The sequence below is a fragment of the Sorangium sp. So ce375 genome (assembly GCF_051473855.1).
In the GTDB taxonomy this organism is placed as follows: domain Bacteria; phylum Myxococcota_A; class Polyangia; order Polyangiales; family Polyangiaceae; genus Sorangium.
Window position 1 is genome coordinate 3209765 of sequence record NZ_CP150335.1, and the last position, 20581, is coordinate 3230345.

Genomic DNA, 20581 nt, shown 5'->3' on the forward strand with positions numbered 1-20581 from the left:
ATCCCCGGGCACGAACTCGGGGCCACCGTCGTCCACCTGGGCACGCTCGGGGCCGTCGCAGATGTCGAGGTGAACGTCGGCCATCGGTGCAGTGGCTCTGCACCCAGCCGAGCGCAGGAGCGATGCTGGCAGAGGGCGAGCGTGGCGCGGTCGCCCATCTGGCCGGGTACAGGAGGGGTGCCAGCGACGAGGCGTGCGGGCGAGAGCTTGGCGCGGCCCCTCTCCGCCGCTGCGGTCATAGGGGTCGAAGCGAATGCCGGGAAGCACGGTGCGGCCGCCATAGTCAAGCAGAATAGTCGTGACGCTGCGGATTTACGGGCGAGGACCGTTCGCCAACCATCTGGTTCCTTAAGCGCGCTTCATTGGCCCGGAGCCCGGTGGAGCATCTTCAGCAACCCCAAGCGGTCGCAAGGGTAGGGCCAGAGGCGCTTCAAATCGGGCTCGTCGATGCCGGCCTTCACGATATTATCGAGGGCGGCGCAGCCGGCAGTCTGCACAATGTTGGCGAAGTGGTTCAGCTCCTTGCGCGCCTCGGAATTGTCGGGCATCTCGCGGAGCAGGAAGTGGAGCCAGAGCGCGGTGCGCTCGATGGCCTCTGCAGTGGCGAAGGCCCACGCAGGGAAGTGGAGCTCCTCGTCTTCGGGACTCGCGGGGACGGCGCTGCGATCGCGCGCAAGCCGCACGTGAGCTAGGCGATCGACTGCGTCGACTGCGTCCGGCCTATCGAGATCGGCGCGGAGGCGGCTGAGATCGCCGAGAAAATCGCGGGCGAAGGCCGCCGTCGCTTCGGGCTTGGCGGCGAGGCGCGCGTGGCAGCTGTGCGCACCCGCGAGCCAATGGGCGTGGGCGGCGATGAAGGCGCGCGAGGGCGGGAAGCAGGGCATGAGGTCGATGCCTGAGGCGGAGATCGACAATAGGCGGGTGAGCGGCGCCGGGTGCGTGTCAGAAAAGAGGTTCGTCGAGAGGCGGCCGCCGCTCCGCTGGAGCGCATCGTCGAGCAGCGGGGCCAAGCGCATGGCGCGCTCGAGATCGGGCGGCGCGGGCTCGCCGAGATCGGCGTCGCGCCTGAGCCCGAGTCGATTGGTGACGCGCACGGCGAGTACCACGCCGATGAGCGAGTCCGGCTCGTCCCACAGCGAGATGTTGCCGAACGCGGAGAGGGTGGCGCGGATGTCTGCCAGCGCCTCGCGGTTGCGCTGCTCCACGAAGGCTTTGGCACGCTGGGGATCGAACTCGGCGCAGTAATCGCCGGCGGCGTCGCGGCGCGGGTAGCGCACGTGCTCGCTCTCGTGAGACAGCATGAAGCGGAAGGCTAAGGTGGCGAGCACGACCTTTCTGTCCGGTGTGGACAGCTCCGCGAGCTGGGCCCCGATCCACTGGCGCACGACGTCGCGTGCTGTCGCTTGGAGGTCGTGTCGCCGCAGCATGCGCTCGGCCGGCGTCGCGCCACCGCTCACCCATCCGCCCCACGCGAGCACCTGGTGGTGCACGTTCTCCGAGCACAGCATGCCGCCGTCGCACATCTTCGCGAGGCCCTCATCGACGTCGGCGTCGCGGAGTGGCACGCGCTGGTTGGGAAGGGACTGGCGCAGGAAGTTGATCGCGATCTCGCGGAAGGAGGGAACCTCGTTCTTCTTGCGCGCCGCATCGAGGAACGCGCGCACGTCGAGGCCTTTCTTGCTGTCACCAGGCTCCTCGAGGAGCAGCATGAAAAGGGGCAGTTCCAGGAGACTCCACTCGAACGAGGCGAGAAACGAGTCTGTGGTGAAGCGCTCGACCTCCGCCTCCAGCTCGCGGAGCAAGGCCGCGTCGCAGAGGATGGGCGGTTTCTTCCCGGACGGGCCCAGCGCCGGCACGACGCAGTTCCGCTCGAGCTCGCCTAGCACGCGGGGGAAGCGGGCCTCGAAGTCGCCGCTGGTGCGCTCGCCGACCACGTCGATCACGTACACGGCGATCTCGTTGTCCATCTCGAACTCCACGGCGGCGTTCCAGGCCTGGGTGATCTCGGGCGATAATCCGACGAGACCGCGCGACGTCTTCAGATCGCCCGCAGGCACCGCACGATCGAGCGCCGCCGCGAGGCGCGCATAGGTCGCGGCGTCGGCGGGGCGGGCGCGGGAGCCGGACGGGCGCAGGGGGGCCGTCTGCTCCTGCACGCGCACCCACCAGGCGGCTGCGAGCGCGAGGATCGCGGCGGCTGCGAGCGCGGCGAGGCGGCGCCAGTCGCGGCTCACGGCCTGTCCTCGGCGCCAAACGCTTCGATGCATTTCCTGACCGTGCGCTGCTCGTCGTTGCCGGTGCCACGCAGTTCGACGTCGAGGCTCCAGGTGCAGGATACCTGATCTCCTCCGGGTTCGCGCCGAAAAGCGAAGGTGCCCGTCCCCTTGCCGACGGGCGCCGGAACGGTGACATGCAACGGGTTGGGCGCGATCGCGTGCACCTCTCGCCCCATGCACGCCGCGAGGATCCGCTCGATCACTGCGGGCGCGCTCTCGTCACAGGGCAGCCGCGGGCCGACGTCGCGCAAGCCCGAGGGCGGCGCGCCGCCCTTCACCGTGCCCGCGAAGCGAACGACTTTCGGCCAGAAGACAATGGCCAGCGCGAGCACGACTACCGCCGCGCCCGCGACGGCCATGGCCTTGTCGTGCAGCCCCTGGCGGGTGCTGAGGAGAGCGCGCGCCTTCGGGGGCAGCTGCAGCTCGTTCATGGCCGCATCGAGGGCCGAGTTGAGGTTCCTGCGGGCTTTCTTGAAGTGTTCCCGCTCCGCCTTGACGAGCATGCGGCCCACGCTCGCGAGGTCGGGATCGCCGGTCTGGCTGTCGTGAATCATCTGCCAGATGGCCTCGGATTTGGCCCCGTGCGCGTAGATAGCTCCACTCACGGACATGAAGAGCACGCGTTTTTCTATGAGGCACTGGAGAGCATCGAGCGCGGCGGCCCAGGTCCAGGGCCGGCCGTCGTCCTCTTCGACGGCCAGCCACTTCCTCGCCCACACTTCGAGTTCCTTGACGTGATTCTTACGATCGCGGCGCCGGAGGCGCGGAACGCACTCCAGAAGAGTGGCCTTAGCCTCACCCTTGAGGGTGATGACCTTCGCGTTGACCAACTGGCGCGCACGCTGGGCGAGCCACGCTGCGCGGCGGTCGGCGATGTCTGCAGCGCCGCGCTCGGGCTCGTGGGTCGGGCACAGGGCCACGCCGCCGGCACGCGATGGGCAGAAGGGCTCGGCACAGATTGCGCACCAGAGCTTCTTGGTGCTGCACGTCTTGCAAAGGCCGCCCTCGAGCTCGACCTCGTTGGCGCAGCGGGGGAACAACGCGCAGTTCGGCATGTCCGGAGCGTATCACAGGTCGCGCCGCGGTTTGTCACGGGCCGCAATGACAAATGTCTCCTCGAACTTCGTAAGAAACCGGCGCCAAAGGTCTATTAGGCTCCAGGCATGTTGCTCGTCACCAGGGCGATGGTCCTCGCGGCGATGGCGATGGTCGCCGTGCTCGGCGATGATCGGCGCTTCCCACCCACGAGCCTCGTGCCCGCATAGGGCGCCTGCAAATTGGTTTCCCGAGGATGATGCCCCCTTTGGGGATGACTGACGATCTGGAGTCTTTGCCTCCGAGGTGCTCACCATGCAAGCCAACACCTGCGCTCCCCTCGACAATCCTTGTTCGATGACGGCCGACCTCCCCAGCCGCTATCTGGTGGCGGGGCAGCCAATGCGCGGCAACATGGCCGTAGTCCAGCGCGTTTGGGACAACGCCGCCCAGCGCCTTGCGGCCCTCAAGCTCTACGGCACCCACCCCCTCGCGTCGGCTGCGGCCGCGCGCGAGGCCGCCGCGCTCACACGCGTCGGCGGTACAGTCGCCCCCGCTCTATACGAGGCCGGTCATACGGCGACGGGCCGCGCCTACCTGCTCCTCGAGCTGATCGACGGGCACTCGCTTGCCGATCACATGAAGCGCGGCAAGTCCGCGGCGCTCCGCGTTGGGATGACGGCCGTGGCCGCGGCTGCCGAGGCCACCGCCGCGCTGCTCTGCCAGGGGATCATTCACCGTGACATCGCCCCGGCGAACATTCTGGTGATCCTCCCCGAGGGCGGACCCCTAGAGGTCCGGCTCATTGATTTCGGCTGTGCCCACCTCACTGGCAAAGCCCGAAGTGGGACGGAGTACCTGCCCATCGACCCGCCGGGACTGACGCTGGGCACCCGGGCCTATCTCGCACCCGAGCGCCTGAAGGGCGAGATCGGCGGCGCACGCTCGGAGACTTTCTCCCTGGCAGCGATCCTCTTTGAGATCCTCACCGGTGCGCCGCCGCCCCCCGACGCTTTCGAAATCGCCCGCGCGTTGGAGAAGACGCGCGGCCTCACCGCCGGCCTGCGGGCGATCGTCGTGCGTGGCCTGGCCCCGGATACCGCGGACCGCCCCGCGCCGGCCGAGTTCGCGGCCTCGCTTCGCGCACTTCTCGCCTCGGCCCGCGCCCCGGCGTGGCGGTCCGCCAGCCCGACGCTCGTGGCCGGCACCGCCGTCATCGCCTTCGCGATCACCTGCGCCGCGCAGAAGGCCGTGCATGCCTGGATTGCCCGTCGCGACGCGCACGCCTGCGCGTTCGCCGCCGTGGGCGAGGAAGCCGCCGCCTGCGCTCGCGCCTGCAAGCGCGACGACGCCGACGCTTGCGCGAAGGGCGCGACCCTCGCGGGATCGGCCGGCGATCCTGAGGTGGTTGAGATGTTAGGTGCGGCCTGCCGCCTGCGCGATCAGCGCGCCTGCGTCGAGCTCTGGCGATCCGTGAGCCCCCTTCCCGCGGCGGCCCGCGCCTGCGCCGTTGGCGGCGATTCCGCGAGCTGTCTCGAGGCGGCGCGCCTGGATCTCGCGGCAGGCCGCACCGCCGAGGCCGCTAAGCACCTCGAGACCGGCTGCGCGCGCGGCAAGCAAGACGTCTGCGCGCGCCTCGGCGAGGTGTTGGACGAAGCCGAAGGGGCGAGCGATGCCGATCGCCGACGCGCCGCGCGTCTCTTTGAAGATGCTTGCAAGACCGGCGTCGCGGACGCCTGCTATCACCAGGGCCGCGCCCTCGCCGAGAGTGATCCGGCCTTCGCCGAAGCGCTGCTCCAGAAGGCCTGCGATCTCGGCTCAGCCGCCGCCTGCGCGTGGGTAGGGAAGGCCCTCCTCCGGCGCCATCAGCCGGCAGCGGCACTGCCGTATCTCGAGCGGGCCTGCGACGCTGCGACCGGCAATTTCTGCGGCCCGCTCGCCCGCCTCCTCGTCTGGGGCGAAGATCCTAAGCTCCGCGATCCGGCGCGCGGTGCCGCGCTCATCGATCGTGCTTGCGCGGGGGGCAAGGTGGGCGCCGCTTGCTATTGGCGAGGGGTAATGCAAATCGAGAACGGCGAGACGAAGGACGCCGCCCGAAGCTACGGAAAGGGCTGCGCGCGGGGCGACGAGAGGAGCTGCGAGGCGCTTGCGACGCTGGTCTCGAAGGGCTGAAGCGGACGATGCCGCCGCGTCGTGATTGCCTCGCTTGGTGCTGACGAAGAGGCTCCTCGGCGCGGCGGCCCTGGCCGCGCTCCCTCAGCCCCCCTGGCGGCACCCCGGTGAGCTCAGTAGCGACCGCGCCGTCGTGCATCCCCGTAGCGGCGCGCGCGTACGGAAGTGCTCATTCCTCGGACTCTACAGGAGCTCTTCACCGAGCGCAGGAGCGGCGCCGGCGACGAGCAGCTCGAGGGCGAGCTCGGGGCCGTCGATGTCCTCCTGGCCGAGCGCGGCGAGCGACGCGCGCCGCGCAAGGCGGTGGGCTTGGCACGCGGCGCCAAGCACGGTTCAACGGTCATAGTCAATAGGAATCGTCGCATCGGAACGGGTTGGCGGGCGGGTGCTGTTCGCCGAGCAAATGGTTGGCGAACAGTCGGACTACTGAACAGCTAGAAAGATGTGTCCGTCCGCCGGACGCAAAATTGAGCTGCACGGGGGCGCGCGCAGCAAGCCCCCGTGTCAGCTTCAATTCATGTTGGGTGTGTGGCCGTCCGGGCCCCAGCTCTTCTGTCTTCCATGACATGGGGCCATCTTCGTGGGACCGTTCGTAACTATACGGATGGCTCAACCCGCATCGGGTCGTCTCGTGAGCAAGTCGCCAATGCCCACCTTCCCATCGTAAACGAATCCGACGCTTTGCCTCGCCCGCGTGACGGCGACGTAGAGCTTGGCGACGGAGTCTTGGACGTGGCTCGTGTCGCCCGAAGCGATCCAGTTGCGGATCGGACCCGTCGGGAACACGAGAACCCGTTCGTACTCCTGGCCCTTTGACTCGCCGAAGTTCGTGGCGTCAAACCCTTGGCACTTTTCGCGACGGTCCCACCGCAGGACAGCGGGCCGATGGCTGGCTATGTAGTGGGGCACCTGCTCAGTTCTCACGAGGAACACTCCGTCATGATGCGTCACCACCTCGTTCCTCGATTCGATCCTGGGGTAGTCTGGAAAGAAGCGGTCCGCCAGGCGGCAGATCTCTGGCCTGCATCGGAAGCTGTGGCTGTGCTTCTCGATCACGCACAGTGCCAGCTTCTCCCACTCCTCGAACTTATCGGCGATTCCCTCGCCGCGGAACTTCGCGTTCCGGCGCGACATGTTGGTGCTGTACGTGCCTTGCCGGGGGTCGCCGACCATCGTGACACGGATGCCAGCGTTCAGAATCCGCTCGATGAGGTCTAGGTCTGGACCGGCCATGTCCTGCACCTCGTCGATGTAGATGCGGTCGTAGAGCCGAGCGAGGCGGCGGAGGACGGCTCCGTTGCTCTCCTTGTCGCAGCGGATCGCGAAGGCGGAGATCTTGTCGTTGTAGACGCAGCCCGTCGAGTCGAACCAATATTTCCAGTTCGTCGCCGGTATGCGCTTGGCAGAAATGCCTGCCACGAGATGGATCCCCGCGACGCGAGTGCTCCACCCCGTCGAATTCTGGTACGGCCGGACGAGGTCTTCGAGGAGGAAGGTGAACCAGGTCCGGACGCGCGCCCACTCCGGGAGCCGCCCGGCTTCCTTCCAGAACCGCTCCTCCACTCGCCCCGAGTTCGTCGTGGTATAGGTTGCGATGAGTGCCCGCTCCTGAGGGCGGTCACGCACCTCCCGGGCGATCCAGGTGGTCTTGCCCGACCCGGCGGACGCGAGAACGATGTGGACGTTAGGCGACGGCATCGGTCACGTACTTCGGGTAATTGATCGCCCTATCGGCATCGTGGATCAGGATCGCCGCTTCCGTCTTGTTGTTCCTCATCCACTTGACCGCCTGGTCCGTGTCGGCGAACTGCCGCTTTAGGACGGCCTGAAGCGTCTCAATGGTGTTGCAGCCGACGAGTTGCGGCTCGAGGGTATGGCCGCCGGCCTGTTCCGGCACGCAGATTCTGATATGGGCGATCCCATCGTAGTCCTTGTACCGAGCCCGCGTGGCGATCGTGTCGCCGTCATTGTCCGTGACGACGGACACCGGCTTGCCCAGCTTCCGGGCGATGTCCAAGTACCGCTTGAAGGACAGGGCCCGTACCGAGAGCACGTCCACGCCGTCCTCGATCGGCCGTTTCCCATGCTTGTCGCGGTAGGCACGCTGCACGATCAACTCGTCGGAGGGTCCCTCCGCGAGGATCACCTTCTTCGCCAGAACCATCCGCAAGGTGTCGTGGCCTGGTAGGCGACGGAAGAAGCTCGTCGTCTCCGGGGGGAGGTCCGTCAGCCGGACGCTGCCCGAGGTGTGAAAGAGAAGCACGTTGGAGAGACCGAGCTTGTTCATCACGAAACTGCTGTGCGTCGTGACGATCATCTGGCGGTCCTTTGTCTGCTCCGCTGCCCTGGAGATCACGGCGTTGAGCCGCCCGTAGGAAAGATGGTTCTCGGGCTCCTCGATCATCACGAGATGAGCCTGGCTCGCCGCGTCTACCGCCAGCCAGATGCTCGCTGCCGACTGTTCACCTCTCCCCACCAGGTCAAAGGGGATGCGGTCCAGTAGCGGGACGACACCCTCACTCCACTCTTCGGTCGCAGATACGTCCATCGCAATCGCGAGAGCCTTCTCGCTCAACTCGCCCTTCCGGGTGGCCAATGCGCCGTTGATCTTCTGAATCGCAGGGGCCTGCTCGAAGGCGCGCTTCATCGAGCGGTAGGCCAGCGAGAGTTCGATCTTCTCCTTCGTTGTCAGGCTGTCCCCGATGAGCTGAAAGAGGTACCGCCACGCCCCTCGCCCGGGAACACCCGCTGTGGTGTCGATGAGGCGGCTCTTGAACGGCATCGCGCGGGAGTTCAGTGGCGCGTAGGCGAACGACTGCCAGTCGACCGCGAAGAACTCGACTGGGATCATCTCGACGTCTTTGGATCCGCTGATGTACTCGGCGAAGTCCGCGGCACTGGTTTCCTCGACACGGATCTGCAGTCGAACGCCTGGTGCGTCCTCCTTGCGCGAGTTGTTAGTCCCCTTCAACCGAACCAGGGCGTCGTCGTCGTCGAAGTAGATCTCGATCAGGATTTCTGGCGGCGGCGGCTTCTTCCCGGCAGCCACCGCCTTCGCGAACTCGTCGGAGGCGGCGCGGTTGAACATGAACGGGTGAAGCTGGTAGCGGATGCTCCGACCGCCGATCTGGCCTGTCAGGGCGGCGTGGATCGCCTCCAAGACCGTGGACTTCCCGGCCTCATTGTCCCCGACGAGGATGTTGACGCCAGCGCGGAACTCGATGGTGACGTCCTGAAGGGCCCTGTAGTTCTTGATGACCACGCGGTTGATCTGCAAGGGATGACCTCCGTTCGGCGGCGGAGCAGGGGTAGTCACATGGAAAATTCGCCCCCACGCGCGCAAGCACGGGGGCTGGCAGGGTAGCTATTCCCAACGGGTTAGCGAAGTCAAGGGCCATCTGCCGACGCCTCCGCCCCAGCCGGGTCGGACCGATCCGGGCTGAGGTCGAGGAGCAAGTCGGTCTCGGTCGGACCGACCCAAGACTACGCGCCCAGGTTGAGCCATCCGCCGTGGCACCACGCTCGCCCGCCCAACGCGGTGAACGTCGATCGCAGAACGCCAAGTTCACTATAGGGGCATTCAACACAAAGATACGCAATAGACGCCGACGTCAAAGGTGATTCTCCGCCGGCGCCGAGGGGCGCGGTGTACCGGCTTGCTACCGGCTGGTGAGCGATCAGCGGGGGCTTATCGCTCGCCAGCGACGCGGCTGGCGTTTCGAAGTACGGCTGGCGTCTACCTGTTCGAGCTGGCGGCAGCGGCCGTCGGGGAAGGGCGTGAACCGTGCCTTGTGTAGGAGACCCGGCTCACGCTCGGGGCCGGTTACTCCTGCAGATACAGGGCCACGGCGGCGCGGAGGAGCTTCAGTGCGGCCGCGACAACAGCCCGTCGGTCGATGGGCTTGCGGTCGGCGTGCCACGCGCGCGCGATGCGGAAGAGCCGATATGCGGCGGGGAGGCAGCTGGCGATGGTGACAAGCGTCAAGATGAGGGGAAACGACATGAGAAGGGCTGATCCTGGGCCTGGTGGAGGCGCTCGGACGCGCTGTCGCCGCGGACGTCGCGGCGCCTTCATCTCCACCCGCCCATATGGGTGTGGCCGTCGAGGCGGTGCGCTGTGATTCGCGAGGACGGCGGCGCGTGGTCGGCTGGCCCGAGGCGGGATGCCGAGATGCGCGTGATGGTGCGCCGCAGGCCTCGACGAGGGGCTGACCGCGCGGGAGGCAGAGCCCGCGCCGGGCCGTGCCCCGCTGCGGGCGACGAACTCGAGCGCGATCACCAGCGGACCGGAGCCCGTGGCTGGCTAGGGTCACCGTTCGCGGCGCTTTTACCTGGAGTAGTAACGAGCGGGCGAAGGCGTTGCGGAGGCTGCATAATCCAGGGAATCCGGAGCCGGTCGCGACCGCTCACGACCGCCGCTGCCGTTTCGGCGGCCCCTGCCGCCGTTTCGGCAGCCGACGCGGCGGCCCGCTCCGAGGGAATCCGGGGCTCCTCGCAGCCGGCCAGCTCGCCGCCGCGCGCGGCGTCCACGCCCGCCTCGGCACCGCCCTGGCGCTGCTCCATCTACCGCCACCGCTGCGCTACAGCGCCGAGGAAGGCCGCCACCAGTTCGCGCCCGCCCTCGATCGCTCCGCTTAACTACCGGCCTCCGTCGTGCCGCCCTGGCGCTGCTCTAGATCTAGCTAGCGCGCGTCTGCGAGGCGATCCGGACCCGCCGCTACAGCTCTCGCGTCGAAGAGGTATACTGCGCCCGGATCTGGCGCTTCATTCTCTTCCATGGCCGCCACCATCCACGCGACCTCGGCCCGGCCCACGTCGAGGCGTTCCTCACGCAGCTGGCGACCGACCAGCACGTCAGCGCCTTGACGCAGAACCAGGCTCTCGCCGCCATCATCTTCACTCTACACCCACGATGTCGCGGCCACCGCCTGTTGGGTGGCCCTTCCCGACGCCCTGGACCGCAAGTATCCGGATGCCGGCCGGGAATGGTCCTGGCCAAATGTCTTCCCCGCGAGGTACCCTTATCGAGACAGGCAGACAGCTCAGCCCCGGCGGCATCACTGCGCGTGGTGCGGGAGGCCGCCCTCGCCGCCGGTCTCTCGAGGCGCGCGAGCTGCCACCCTGCATCACTCCTTGTCACGCACCTGCGTGAGCATGACGATAATCTACACCCACGGCCTGAACCGCGGCGGCCTCGCCGTCCGCAGCCCCCTCGACGGCCCCTTCGGCCCAACGTTGTGAACGGACCGGTATGTGTCCGGCAATCTCTCGATGAAGCGGCCGCACCGTGTCACCCAGGCACGACGCGGCGCGACGCCCTCCAGCTGCGCGTCCGCCGCGCTCCCCGAGACGCCCACGACCCCCCGGGAAGGCGGCGACTGCCGCCGGTGTTAGATGGATCCACCCTATGGCGCTGGACAGCATTTGGGCCTTGCGGCGCAGACCTGATCCGTGAGACTATCCTTGGGGGGAGGTCACCAAAGGTGACGATCTAGACAGACCTGGTCCGGCGGTTTCGGTTGACCAATCGACTGATAGTTGGGCGGGCGGAGATATGCCTCGATGACTAGGTGACTGTCTGGACGGAGAGAGGGACCATGCCCGCAGCAGTTGACGTGTTCTTCATCTACTCGCACAAGGACGAGAGGCTACGTGACGAATTGGCGACCCACCTCAGACTGCTCGAACGCGCCGCTGTGATTCGGAGCTGGCACGATCGTAGGATTGGCGCCGGTGAAGATTGGCGGAAGGAGCGCAATGAGCACCTCGAGAAGGCACAGGTCATCCTGCTGCTCGTGAGTTCCGACTTCCTCGCGTCAGACTACTGTTACGATGTGGAGATGAAGCGCGCTCTCGCGCGGTGCGACTCAGATGAGGCTAGGGTCCTGCCAGTTATCCTGCGTGATTGCATGTGGAGCAGCGCGCCGTTCGCTAGGCTTCATGCTCTTCCGAAGGATGCGAAGCCGATCACGAGTTGGAGGAACCGTGACGAGGCATGGACGAACGTCGTGAGAGGTATCGATGCGGCCGTGAGGCAGATTGCGGTTCCTGCCCTGCTGTCGACCGCCGACGAACGTCGCTCGAACGCATCAGAATTAGGTTCTTCGCTACTTGCAAAATTGGCGAATGCGGGCGCGCGGGCAACTCGACGTTTCAGCGAAGTTATGACGCCCAACGAGTACCAGATCTTTGCAGCCGAACTGATGCGCACGCACTTCCCGCCATCTTACGAAGTCGAGCTGCTCAAGGAATTCACTTCCACGGACGGACAGCGCCGAGTGGTCGACGTGTACCTGCGTACCTCCGCCGCCTCCGCGGTCACCATCGAGGTCATCGTCGAATGCAAGCGCCTGCCACGATCGGTCGAGGTGCAGGCCGTAGAGAACCTTGTCTTCCGCCGCAATCTCCTCGGCGTACACAAGGCCGTGTTCGTCACGAATGTTGGTTACGAAATGGGCGCGATCGTCGTTGCACGTGCGCACGGTGTTGCCCTCATCGTTGCCGACTACGAGCGGGACGCGACGTTCGTCGCCCGCCTGCGACAGCCGGGGAATCGAGCGACTCCCCGACTGACTCGCTTTGCCGCATTCATTCCGCACGATCACGCACCGGCAAGCGACGAGGAGCCGCTGCCGAGGGCAGAGCTGAATCGCCTCTTTGGCGACCTCGAAGAGCAGGATCTCAATGCGACGACGGCGCGACCCGAGACGCTTCGCGATTGGGTCCGGGCTTCGGGCCGAACGGAGTGAGTGCGATGGGTCGCGACCCCGTCCTCCTGCTCATTTCACACGCCGTGCGCTTCCTGCGACCACTCGCGATCGCACTGATTCTGGGCAATGCCGTTCTGCTGCTGATTTTGCTTTCGCAGCCGGGATCCATTACATACCGCTGGGCACTCGCGGTAACCACCATTCTCGTTGCCCAGCTCGCGGCGTTACCCACGTTGTTCGCGGGCGCCACGTTGGAAGGCCGCGCATCGTATCCGCTGGAGGGCGCGCCCCGTGCGCTCCAGGAACTCCTCCTCGACGCACGGCGCACGGCCGGTGGGAACTCCACCGTCCTCATCGAGCGCTGCGCATCGGGATTCCAGATTTCGTGGCACGGCTCGTCGATCGTCGTCGGTATCCCGGCGCTCGAACTGAGCGTCTTGACGCGGGAGGAGGCCATGATCGCGCTCACGCACGAGCTACTCCACCTAAAGTCCGGCGATCTCGCTCGCATTAGGGAGCTCGAACGTTTCGTCGAGCACCTTGACGCGGTGATCGCCAAGGTGTCGCGCGTCTTCCTCTCCTCACTTAACCCACTTCTGTGGGCACTGCGCCTGCTCCGCCGGCTCGCGCTTCGCGCCCACCGGAGGACGGACAGGGGGTCCGACGTGCGGATCGATCGGTGGATGGACCAGTTGTTCCAAAGTTGCTATCGCGACGTAATTGCAAAATCATTCTATGCAGAAGCGCTGCTCGCCTGTCTCGCCAAGGTGGACGGCGGAAGACCCTCCAGTGGCTCCCTCGTTATACGGCTCCAGCAAGCCGAGGATGAGTATCGCGGGGATGCGATGAACGCCGTCGGTCATGCATTTTCCGAGGACGATCGGCTCGGGACGCCGCCCGCGCGGATCGACATCGATTGGCCAAGAGTTCTTTTGCAGGACAAGGAAGTCGCTGAGTTCCTGTCGATGGAGTGTGCCGCGCTGCTGGCCTCGATAACGCCGACCATCGCCGTCGAGCCTGTGAATTCTGGCGGAGCACGCGACGAAGCAAGCTCATACAAGAATGCGAGCTTGGTAGGTGCGGTCTTTCGCAATCGCGACCTCCGGGGCGCCGACTTCTCGCATGCCGACCTTCGCCGTGCGGACCTGCATGGGGCGCAGCTCCAGCGTGCGAGATTTGATCACGCTCTGCTCGTGGACGCAAAGCTCGACTACGCGGATTTATCGGGTGCGAGCCTCGCGGACGCCGACCTGCGTCATGCGTCGTTGCGGGGAGCACAGCTGTCCGGCGCGAACGCCGCTTCGGCGAACCTCGAACGCGCCGACTTGACCGGCGCGCAGTGTGACGGCCTTAACGTGATGCAGGCAAACCTGCGAGGCGCAGTGGGCGGCGCGAACCTCCTCGGCGCCGTTAACACGGAAACCGCCAAAGTCTGGACCCTTCGCCAGGAGATCGACGCAATCGTGGATGAGATGGAGCCGCAGCAGGCCGGCACCATTTTCATGCTCGTCGGGATGGTGGTTGCGCTCCCGTGCTTCTTCTTTCTGGGAGTGCGATCCATAGGCATTGCGATGATCGTGGGTGGCGGTTTGTCATTCTGGTTCGGCAAAGCGTACCTACGTGTTCCGACGATGTGGGACATGCGATTTAGAGGACTGATCGGGCGCCTCGTGGGACTCGCGATCGCGGGCATGGGTGCGCACGTGTTCGTCGTCCTCAGCCAAGACACGTACTCAGGGCCCGAGGACGGTCACCCCGACGCGGCCTTCGTAAAGAGGCTGGCTCGCCCCGGCGGGATCGACCTCGCCGGACCGACCAGCACAGCGCGACTCCGTGCCGAGCCGTCGGTTCACGGGCTCGAGGAGGAAGGTGGCGCGTGGAGCACCTTCTATACGGTGCTCCCGCCAGGTACAGAGGAGTTCAGGATGGCGGAACGCATCGCGAGGATCGGACCTGGGCTCGCGTTCTACGAGGACCGAGTCGTGTTCCAGGGCAAGCGCCTTGTGGGCCGGACGATCTACCTGCGATCGGACTATGTCGTCCTCGACAACGTGCTCTTCTCGAGTACTCCGCTGTCAGATGCGGCGTTCTTGGTCTTCGTCCTAAATCCGACTGTCTCGAAGCGCTTGGGCGAGGATGGAGTCGTGGTGCGGTTCTTTCGGGCAGGAACGGTAGCGTACCGGCGAGTAACGGGCGAATAGAGAGGATCAGGAACGATAAAGGATAAGAACAGCATGGCCTGGGGTGGCAATCAGAACTACTACGACAAGAGCTACCCGAGAAACCAAACTCTTCTCGTCAGGTAACCTATCCTTTCATAAACCACCCCCTCCGGTCCGCCGGAAGGTGCGGACCCGCCGCGGTGCTCCTCGACGCCGCGGCCCTGCTATCTGCTCGCGCGCGAGGTACGCTAGCGCGATCGCGAGCTCGCCGGCGTTCAGCGCCGCGACATGGCCGAGCTCGACCAAGTGGGCGGCGATGGCCGCGAGCTCGCCGGGCCTTGACCATTGGTGTCCAGTCGCCAGCGCCCGACGTCGCCCTCGACCCGTACGGCCGCGCCACGCCGCGGCGCCGAGGCCGCGCTCGAGGAGTATGCCGGCGACGCGGCCGAGCTCGACCAGGTGGACGGCGACGGCCCCGAGCTCGCCGGCGCTGAGCACCGGTGTCCAGTCACCAGCGCCCGACGTGGCCCTCGACACCCGCACGGCCACGCCAAGCTTGCCGGCGTCCGCCTCGACGCTGCGGCCGCGGTGCCTGCGCCGGCGCCATGTACGACGCCAGTGCGCTCGCGCGCTCGCCGGCGTCCACCTCGACGCCCGCGGCCGCTCCGCAGGTCGTGGCGCCGAGGTCGCGCTCGAGGATCTCGCCGGCGACGGCCCGAGCTCGACCAGGTGGACGGTGGACGGCAACGGCCCCGAGCTCGCGCGGCGCTTCTATCTGGAGGAGACGAGCCGCGACGCCGTCCACCCGACCGAGCTCACGTTGCCGGCGAGGCGAAGTGCATGCTGGCGGGCGAGCTCTTGCCGCATCGACGTCGCCGTCTGTCTGGTTGAGCACGCTGGGGGGCGGCGGCGGAGGTCAAGGGGCACGTCGGGCGCTCCGCGGGAGCGGCTGAGGCCACAAGATTGGACGCACGCGAGATCGGGATCGCGCCGGCGTCGCGCTGCTTGGCGATGGAGCAGACAGCGGCCGCGGGGTCGAGGTCGACGCCGGCGCGCGGAGTCGGCGTCGAGTTTCACCTGATGACTTCGCGCGCGAAGTCGGCACGGCGCGCGTCGGCCAACTGGCGCCCGTTCTGCGCGGCGTACATGGCGCCGGAGCAGACAGCAAGGCCGCGTTCCTCGCTCCAGAGCGACCGCAGGTGCGCGGGGCCGCCGACGGCGCGCTACATGGCGCTCGAGCAGACAGGCCGCAGGATCGAGGTCCGCGACCGCTCAGCGCGCAGGGGTGGAGGTGGACGCTGGCGCGTTCGGGGCCGTCGACGTCCGCGTGCTCAAGCGCGTCGGGGCAGGCCGTCGCTCGTTGCGAGCGCGCGCGTCCAACCCGCGCGTGGTCGCGGCACTGCAGAATCGTGAGGCACGCGGCCCGCGCTCGTCGCGCGGGCGACGTTGATCGAAGGCGCGCGGCTGTGCAGCGGCATGGTTGAGTTCTTGATCCGTCAGTTCTCCCGCTCCGCTCGCCGGCGTACCGCGCGGTGTGATCGAGGTGATGGCGCTCCTGGGCGATCTGCAACGCATGCGCGAGGTGATCGGCTTAGGCGCGGCTCAGCAGCTCGACGATCCCGAGACGCCGCCGGGGCAACAGCGGCGACGCCCTCGAGCCGCGGAGCGGCCCGCGGGATCGTCCGGGCTGCGGGGCCCGCGGAGCCTTAGCGGGCCATCCGTAGCCGGTCTCATGACTGCCCGCCGATGGAGCCACGACGTGTGACGCTAGCGCGTCGTCGCCGCCGACCGCGCAGGCCACCGTCAGGCGCCGCACTCGCGGGCGGCGTGGTCGCGCGAGCGATGTCGTGCCGCGCCACGCGTGACCGTCACAGCGCGCGGTCACCGCTGCCTGCGCGCGGCGCCGCGCTGGGTCGGGCTTGCAGCCGACACGCGCATCCCGGGGCGCGTGGCCGGTAGCGCGCTCTCGCGGCGGCATGGGCAGGCAGCTGGCGCCCGTAGGCCGACACGCGCTGGAGCCGCGCGGGTCGCTGCGCGCTGGCGCACGCTCTGGACGGTACGACCCCTGGCCCGTGTCGTGTTCTCGTCTAGATTCCGTTTGACGCCGATCCTGTGTTCAGAAGAATGGGCCGCGTCGCCACGCTGCTCGCGTGTTTCGGACGGCCGTGAGGGAGACGATGAGGACGACAGACCGGCAGATCTCATCGTCGGCAGTGTTCGCTCTCCTGCTCAGTGTCGTTCCGACGCAGGCAGACGCATCCGAGCTGAGTGCCGGAGTTAGCTTCGGGGGGATCCAGGCTGGCACCGTGACGCACCTGGCGGTGAGTCCGCACGCGGGAATATCGTGGCGCATCAACGGCAACATCCTATTCAATGTTCACGATCTGCTCAGTGTCGTGCCTCCAATCCAGATAGGTGGGGTCGGTGTCTACAATAGCACCATCGCCGCACTCGGATATGGCTGGAAGAATGGCGATTTTAGCGCTGGCCCATCCGTTGCGCTCTACTTCATGCCGGCTTGCGGAAGTACATTGTGTGGGCACGTTGCCGGGATGGCGGTAGGCGCGCATGCGCAAACCAACGCGTACGTTGCAGGACCGCTCGGCGTGTCGGTGAGCGCCAATGTGGATTGGGTCGGCGGGAGCAGCCTCGTGCTCCCAGGTTACGTGTCCGTGCTTGTCGTCGTCGGTCCCGTGCTTCGATGGAGTCTAAAATGAACGCGAAAAGAATTCTGTTTCCGATTCTGGCTGTCGTCATCTGCACGCTGGCGGCCTGCAACTGGACGGTAGGAGACTGCTATCCCCGCGAGGAGTGGGTGAAGGGCGAAGGTGCAGGTGGACCAGTCGGGCCGCCCGTTCCTGTCTTCACCTCCGTCGCGTCGGGGGACTTCGGGGCGGAGCCGCCGAGCGGACCGGAGTACGGCAGCGAGCGCAAGATCCAGTGCAACAAGACGGACGACGAAGACGAGGACGAGGAGGAAAGCCCGAGCGACAGCTCGGAGAGGCCGACAGCTAGCCCGACGAGCCCGCCAGATCCCTGCCAGCAGAGCGGCACTCCGCAGATGAGTTGCAACATCTCGGCGTTCGAGCCGTCGATGTTTCAGTTTGTTACGACCTTAGCCTACGACGGGACCGTAGCAGGTGGTTGGCAGGAGGCGACGGCGGGGTTAGTGTTCAGACGAGGCGTCCGAGGCGTCGACGCGTGCACGGTTCACATCGGGATGCCATTGCGAACCCAGGCTTGGGGGGCGATCTCGGCGGAGAGGGCGGCGATCATCAGTGCCGATCTGGTGAATCGGATAGCTGCAAAATTTTACGAAGAAGGGCTTACCGATCTTCCGCCTGGTGTATTCTGCGAGAGATTCAAGACCGAGATACGTCAACGGTTTGAGAAAGAGAAAGAGTACGAGGGCCTCGGTGCCAGGCTTATGGGTTGATTCTCCCCGCTTCCCTAGACACCCCCGAAGGCAAAGGGAGGCAGGGATGGGACGGAGAAAGAGGAGGGCGTTTACGCCCGAACTCAAGGCGGAGGCGGTACGGCTATGAAGCACAGTGTTGGAGAGCTGCTGGACGTCGTCTACAGATATTACCCACGTGGGATTGATGTCATCGAGCAGGCCGACATTCAGCGCTACAAGGAAACCGAAGAGTGCGGCCGCCTGGTGGCCGCGCGGCGGCGCGCGGCAGCGGACGAACGCTGGCCTGCCTTGCTGCGTCGAATCGAAGAACGATTCCCATCTAGCATTGTTACGAATAATTCGTTTCACCTGCCTACGGGGGCCCTGGACGCTTCCTACTCCTTTTCGGTTTCTCTGCCAAATACAACCGGCGGCCGAACGCTGTGGTTTCACATCGGCTTCCTGGTCCCTTACTATCTCGTCTATGGTTGGCGCCTGGTCCAGTTTGTGAGGCAGCCAGAGAGATTTAGGGTTGTCTTTGGCGGTGTAAAATTCTTCATTCCGCGAAGTCCGAGCGATTCGGCGCTTGTATCAAATTCGGATGATGAAAAACTAAAGAGTGTCACGTTTGGTGAATCGTATATCGACTTCGATCTATCGGACGATGAGCTGCCATACGCAGAGTGGATCGCCCGCGACATCGAAGCGACCTTCGGTTGTGAACGCATGCCGCCGGAGGTCGGTGCCGTGCTCGTGCCGGATGTGGCGGTGAACCCACGGGCTCTCGGGAAAGCTAGACTGTGCGACTGCCTGTTTACGGCCGGTCATGAATGGGCGCCTCCTTCGCCGTCTGAAGTGCGGACGCCAGGGGTAGAGGTCGATGCGAGCAGCCTGACAGGACGATTCGTCGCAGTCCTCAAGGTGCTGGCGGCGCTCTACAACATCTTGTGGAGCCTGATGCCAGAGGCTCGGGGCGCTTTCTTCGGAGGCGTGACAACAGATGGGGTCCTGCACAAAGAAGAAATATTGAGAGTGCTTGCAGAAATTCGGGTGCTCATGGATCCGCCGAAGACTCCCCGCGGCATCGCTTCCAAGAGCGAACTCGAAGTCGCCATCCGCGAGATCGAAGCGCTGGTCGCTGGGTGGGATGGTGAAGGCGAGCCGCCAGCCTCCATGGTCGCTTGGGCCTCCAGCTTCCTGGCAAGTTGGCTCGTGGACTCGGACCCCAAAGCCTCCTCGTAGCCCTCGCCGAGATCCACGCTTTCCTCCCGTGACGTGACCGCGGCTACTCGGGAAACCTAAGCGTCTTGTGGGCCTCGCCGCTCTCTCCCACCGTCGTGCTGCCATCGTGGTTCCAGCTGGTGCCGCCCTTGCCCGGCTGTCCGGTCTCGATGGTGACGCCCTCGAGCGTGAGCTGGTCCTCGTCGAGGTAGGCGACGCCGATCGAGTCGCCGCCGCGCCCCGGGCCGCCGTATCCGCCGGGCCCTCCTTGGCCGCCCCGGCCGCCGAAGCAGGCGGCGAGTTCATCCCCGAGCGTTCCGCCCGGTGCGCCTCGGCCGCCTGTACCGCCGCGCTGAGGTTCCCCGCCGTCGCCGCCATTGCCGCCAAAGTCCGCCGTGATCTTGGTGTCGCGCACGGTCACCCGGGCGTGAAGCACGAGGACGCCGATGGACGGCGGTGCGTTCGCTCCCCCGCGGCCTCCTCTGCCTCCGCAGCCGCCGGCCCCTCCCGAGCCGCCTGCTGGGCCTCCCTTGGAGGCCACACCGCACACGGCGAGCCCGCCCCAGCGACCGCCGCCGCCGCCGCCGCCCTGGCCAGGCGTGCCCCAGGTACCCTCGGCCCCCGTGTCGCCCTCCCATCCTGCCTCGGTGAGGCGCCCGATGCCCTTGCCGGGCGCGCCTTGCGTCCCCGGAGCCCCCGGGCCCCCCTCGGATCCGCTGCTGCAACTGACGTTGTCCCGCTCCCCGATACCACCGCGTGCGGGCGGCAAGAGGTCGGCGGGCTCCCCGTCGCCTCCATCCTCGGCGCTTTCGGGCAGCCCGTCGCCTCCCTTGCCACCGATGCTCGTGAGCCCGCTCTCGCATCGGTTCACGACCGCAGGGCCGCCAGCGACGACAGCCGCCGAGCAAGCGTCCCCACCGAACTTGCCATCCGATCCGGTGGGTTGCGAGGTCTGCCACTTCTCGCCAGCCTCCCCTCTCAGTCCACCGCGGGCGGAGATCTCGCTCCGCAGGATCTCCATCGCCGTGCTCGACTGAACGAGCACTCCGACCTGGCCCGCCGACCGGACGTAGAGATCGGCGAGCGTCGACACCCCGTCCGCGGCCCCCGTGTCCTCGGGGCCCGCGGGCTCGACGATCACCATGGGGCCGAAGACACTAGCGTGAGAAAACTGGGTCCGCGGGAGCAGGGGGTCGCGCTCCCATTTCCGGCAGTGGAAACCCCCCAGGAGGTCCACGCCGGAGGGCACCCTGATCTGATCCACCACGAATCCCTCGTTGCAGAGGAAGACGCGCCCCCGTCCAGCGCGCGCGAGCTCGATCGCGCGCGCGACGGTGTACACCGGCTTCGCCTTCGTGCCGGGGTTCCTGTCGTCGCCGCCACCGACGTTTCCGGCGAGGAACACGCCGCAGCCGTCGTCGAGGATTCCGGCGGCGACGTGCTCGACGCAGACCGACTCGGGAGGCGGCTCGTTCTCGCACGAGGTGCCTTCACACGGCGTCACGCCAGGGTCATTCACGCCGGGAGCAGTTCCGCAGCCAGTGGCCCACGGCGACAACAGAAGGACGAAGGTACCAGCGGTGGTCTTCCTCATGGGCGTCTCCTGAC

15 protein-coding genes are annotated in these 20581 nt (G+C 66.6%); 7 read left to right on the forward strand and 8 right to left on the reverse strand.

Going from position 1 to position 20581, the window contains the following annotated elements:
• Positions 1 to 359 precede the first annotated feature (359 nt).
• Together WME90_RS12205 and WME90_RS12210 are read right to left on the reverse strand one after the other, a co-directional pair.
• Positions 360 to 2234: a hypothetical protein gene (locus WME90_RS12205; protein ID WP_437281276.1), complete on the reverse strand. Its 1875-nt coding sequence runs from the start codon at positions 2232 to 2234 to the stop codon at positions 360 to 362.
• A complete protein-coding gene (locus WME90_RS12210; RefSeq protein ID WP_437281277.1) occupies positions 2231 to 3331 on the reverse strand; it encodes a hypothetical protein in 1101 nt (366 codons plus the stop codon). Before WME90_RS12210 ends, WME90_RS12205 begins: the two co-directional genes overlap by 4 nt.
• 295 nt (positions 3332 to 3626) lie before the next feature.
• Between WME90_RS12210 and WME90_RS12215 the strand changes: the two genes are divergently transcribed.
• Positions 3627 to 5483: a protein kinase domain-containing protein gene (locus WME90_RS12215; RefSeq protein WP_437281278.1), complete on the forward strand. Its 1857-nt coding sequence runs from the start codon at positions 3627 to 3629 to the stop codon at positions 5481 to 5483.
• Positions 5484 to 5666: 183 nt separating this feature from the next.
• On the opposite strand, the gene WME90_RS12220 is transcribed toward WME90_RS12215, so the two are convergent.
• The 4 genes from WME90_RS12220 to WME90_RS12235 all read right to left on the reverse strand — a co-directional run bounded on the left by WME90_RS12220 (position 5667) and on the right by WME90_RS12235 (position 9486).
• The gene (locus WME90_RS12220; RefSeq protein WP_437281279.1) at positions 5667 to 5813 is read right to left on the reverse strand and encodes a hypothetical protein; all 147 of its coding nucleotides are present in this window, start codon (positions 5811 to 5813) and stop codon (positions 5667 to 5669) included.
• A gap of 279 nt (positions 5814 to 6092) precedes the next feature.
• The gene (locus WME90_RS12225) at positions 6093 to 7181 is read right to left on the reverse strand and encodes a UvrD-helicase domain-containing protein (RefSeq protein WP_437281280.1); all 1089 of its coding nucleotides are present in this window, start codon (positions 7179 to 7181) and stop codon (positions 6093 to 6095) included.
• The gene (locus WME90_RS12230) at positions 7168 to 8760 is read right to left on the reverse strand and encodes an ATP-dependent nuclease (protein ID WP_437281281.1); all 1593 of its coding nucleotides are present in this window, start codon (positions 8758 to 8760) and stop codon (positions 7168 to 7170) included. Before WME90_RS12230 ends, WME90_RS12225 begins: the two co-directional genes overlap by 14 nt.
• 546 nt (positions 8761 to 9306) lie before the next feature.
• Positions 9307 to 9486 carry a hypothetical protein gene (locus WME90_RS12235; protein ID WP_437281282.1) on the reverse strand — a complete coding sequence of 60 codons (180 nt, stop codon included), beginning with the start codon at positions 9484 to 9486 and terminating at the stop codon, positions 9307 to 9309.
• 700 nt (positions 9487 to 10186) lie between these two features.
• Here WME90_RS12235 and WME90_RS12240 point away from each other — a divergent pair.
• The 3 genes from WME90_RS12240 to WME90_RS12250 all read left to right on the forward strand — a co-directional run bounded on the left by WME90_RS12240 (position 10187) and on the right by WME90_RS12250 (position 14394).
• Positions 10187 to 10978: a site-specific integrase gene (locus WME90_RS12240; protein ID WP_437283599.1), complete on the forward strand. Its 792-nt coding sequence runs from the start codon at positions 10187 to 10189 to the stop codon at positions 10976 to 10978.
• Positions 10979 to 11080: 102 nt separating this feature from the next.
• Positions 11081 to 12232 carry a TIR domain-containing protein gene (locus WME90_RS12245; protein ID WP_437281283.1) on the forward strand — a complete coding sequence of 384 codons (1152 nt, stop codon included), beginning with the start codon at positions 11081 to 11083 and terminating at the stop codon, positions 12230 to 12232.
• 5 nt (positions 12233 to 12237) lie between these two features.
• Complete coding sequence (locus WME90_RS12250; RefSeq protein ID WP_437281284.1) at positions 12238 to 14394, forward strand: pentapeptide repeat-containing protein; 2157 nt, start codon at positions 12238 to 12240, stop codon at positions 14392 to 14394.
• Positions 14395 to 14508: 114 nt separating this feature from the next.
• Here the strand turns inward: WME90_RS12250 and WME90_RS12255 are convergent, their stop codons facing one another.
• Complete coding sequence (locus tag WME90_RS12255) at positions 14509 to 14898, reverse strand: hypothetical protein (RefSeq protein ID WP_437281285.1); 390 nt, start codon at positions 14896 to 14898, stop codon at positions 14509 to 14511.
• Between the two features lie 1763 nt (positions 14899 to 16661).
• On the opposite strand from WME90_RS12255, the gene WME90_RS12260 reads away from it, so the two are divergent.
• From WME90_RS12260 to WME90_RS12270, 3 genes are all read left to right on the forward strand, one after another.
• The gene (locus WME90_RS12260) at positions 16662 to 17072 is read left to right on the forward strand and encodes a hypothetical protein (RefSeq protein WP_437281286.1); all 411 of its coding nucleotides are present in this window, start codon (positions 16662 to 16664) and stop codon (positions 17070 to 17072) included.
• Entirely contained in the window at positions 17069 to 17791 is a 723-nt protein-coding gene (locus WME90_RS12265) for a hypothetical protein (protein WP_437281287.1), read from the forward strand. The genes WME90_RS12260 and WME90_RS12265 overlap by 4 nt, the downstream gene beginning before the upstream one ends.
• Before the next feature lie 105 nt (positions 17792 to 17896).
• Positions 17897 to 18994 carry a hypothetical protein gene (locus WME90_RS12270; RefSeq protein WP_437281288.1) on the forward strand — a complete coding sequence of 366 codons (1098 nt, stop codon included), beginning with the start codon at positions 17897 to 17899 and terminating at the stop codon, positions 18992 to 18994.
• A 43-nt stretch (positions 18995 to 19037) separates the two neighbouring features.
• Here the strand turns inward: WME90_RS12270 and WME90_RS12275 are convergent, their stop codons facing one another.
• Positions 19038 to 20567 (reverse strand): hypothetical protein, encoded by a 1530-nt coding sequence (locus WME90_RS12275; RefSeq protein ID WP_437281289.1) that lies wholly within the window; start codon positions 20565 to 20567, stop codon positions 19038 to 19040.
• Positions 20568 to 20581 lie beyond the last annotated feature (14 nt).

Bases quoted from the DNA above. Each gene is read 5' to 3' on its own strand.
- WME90_RS12210 (WP_437281277.1), bottom strand. From the start codon at position 3,331: ATGCCGAACTGCGCGTTGTTCCCCCGCTGCGCCAACGAGGTCGAGCTC.
- WME90_RS12215 (WP_437281278.1), top strand. From the start codon at position 3,627: ATGCAAGCCAACACCTGCGCTCCCCTCGACAATCCTTGTTCGATGACG.
- WME90_RS12225 (WP_437281280.1), bottom strand. From the start codon at position 7,181: ATGCCGTCGCCTAACGTCCACATCGTTCTCGCGTCCGCCGGGTCGGGC.
- WME90_RS12235 (WP_437281282.1), bottom strand. From the start codon at position 9,486: ATGTCGTTTCCCCTCATCTTGACGCTTGTCACCATCGCCAGCTGCCTC.
- WME90_RS12245 (WP_437281283.1), top strand. From the start codon at position 11,081: ATGCCCGCAGCAGTTGACGTGTTCTTCATCTACTCGCACAAGGACGAG.
- WME90_RS12250 (WP_437281284.1), top strand. From the start codon at position 12,238: ATGGGTCGCGACCCCGTCCTCCTGCTCATTTCACACGCCGTGCGCTTC.
- WME90_RS12265 (WP_437281287.1), top strand. From the start codon at position 17,069: ATGAACGCGAAAAGAATTCTGTTTCCGATTCTGGCTGTCGTCATCTGC.
- WME90_RS12270 (WP_437281288.1), top strand. From the start codon at position 17,897: ATGAAGCACAGTGTTGGAGAGCTGCTGGACGTCGTCTACAGATATTAC.
- WME90_RS12275 (WP_437281289.1), bottom strand. From the start codon at position 20,567: ATGAGGAAGACCACCGCTGGTACCTTCGTCCTTCTGTTGTCGCCGTGG.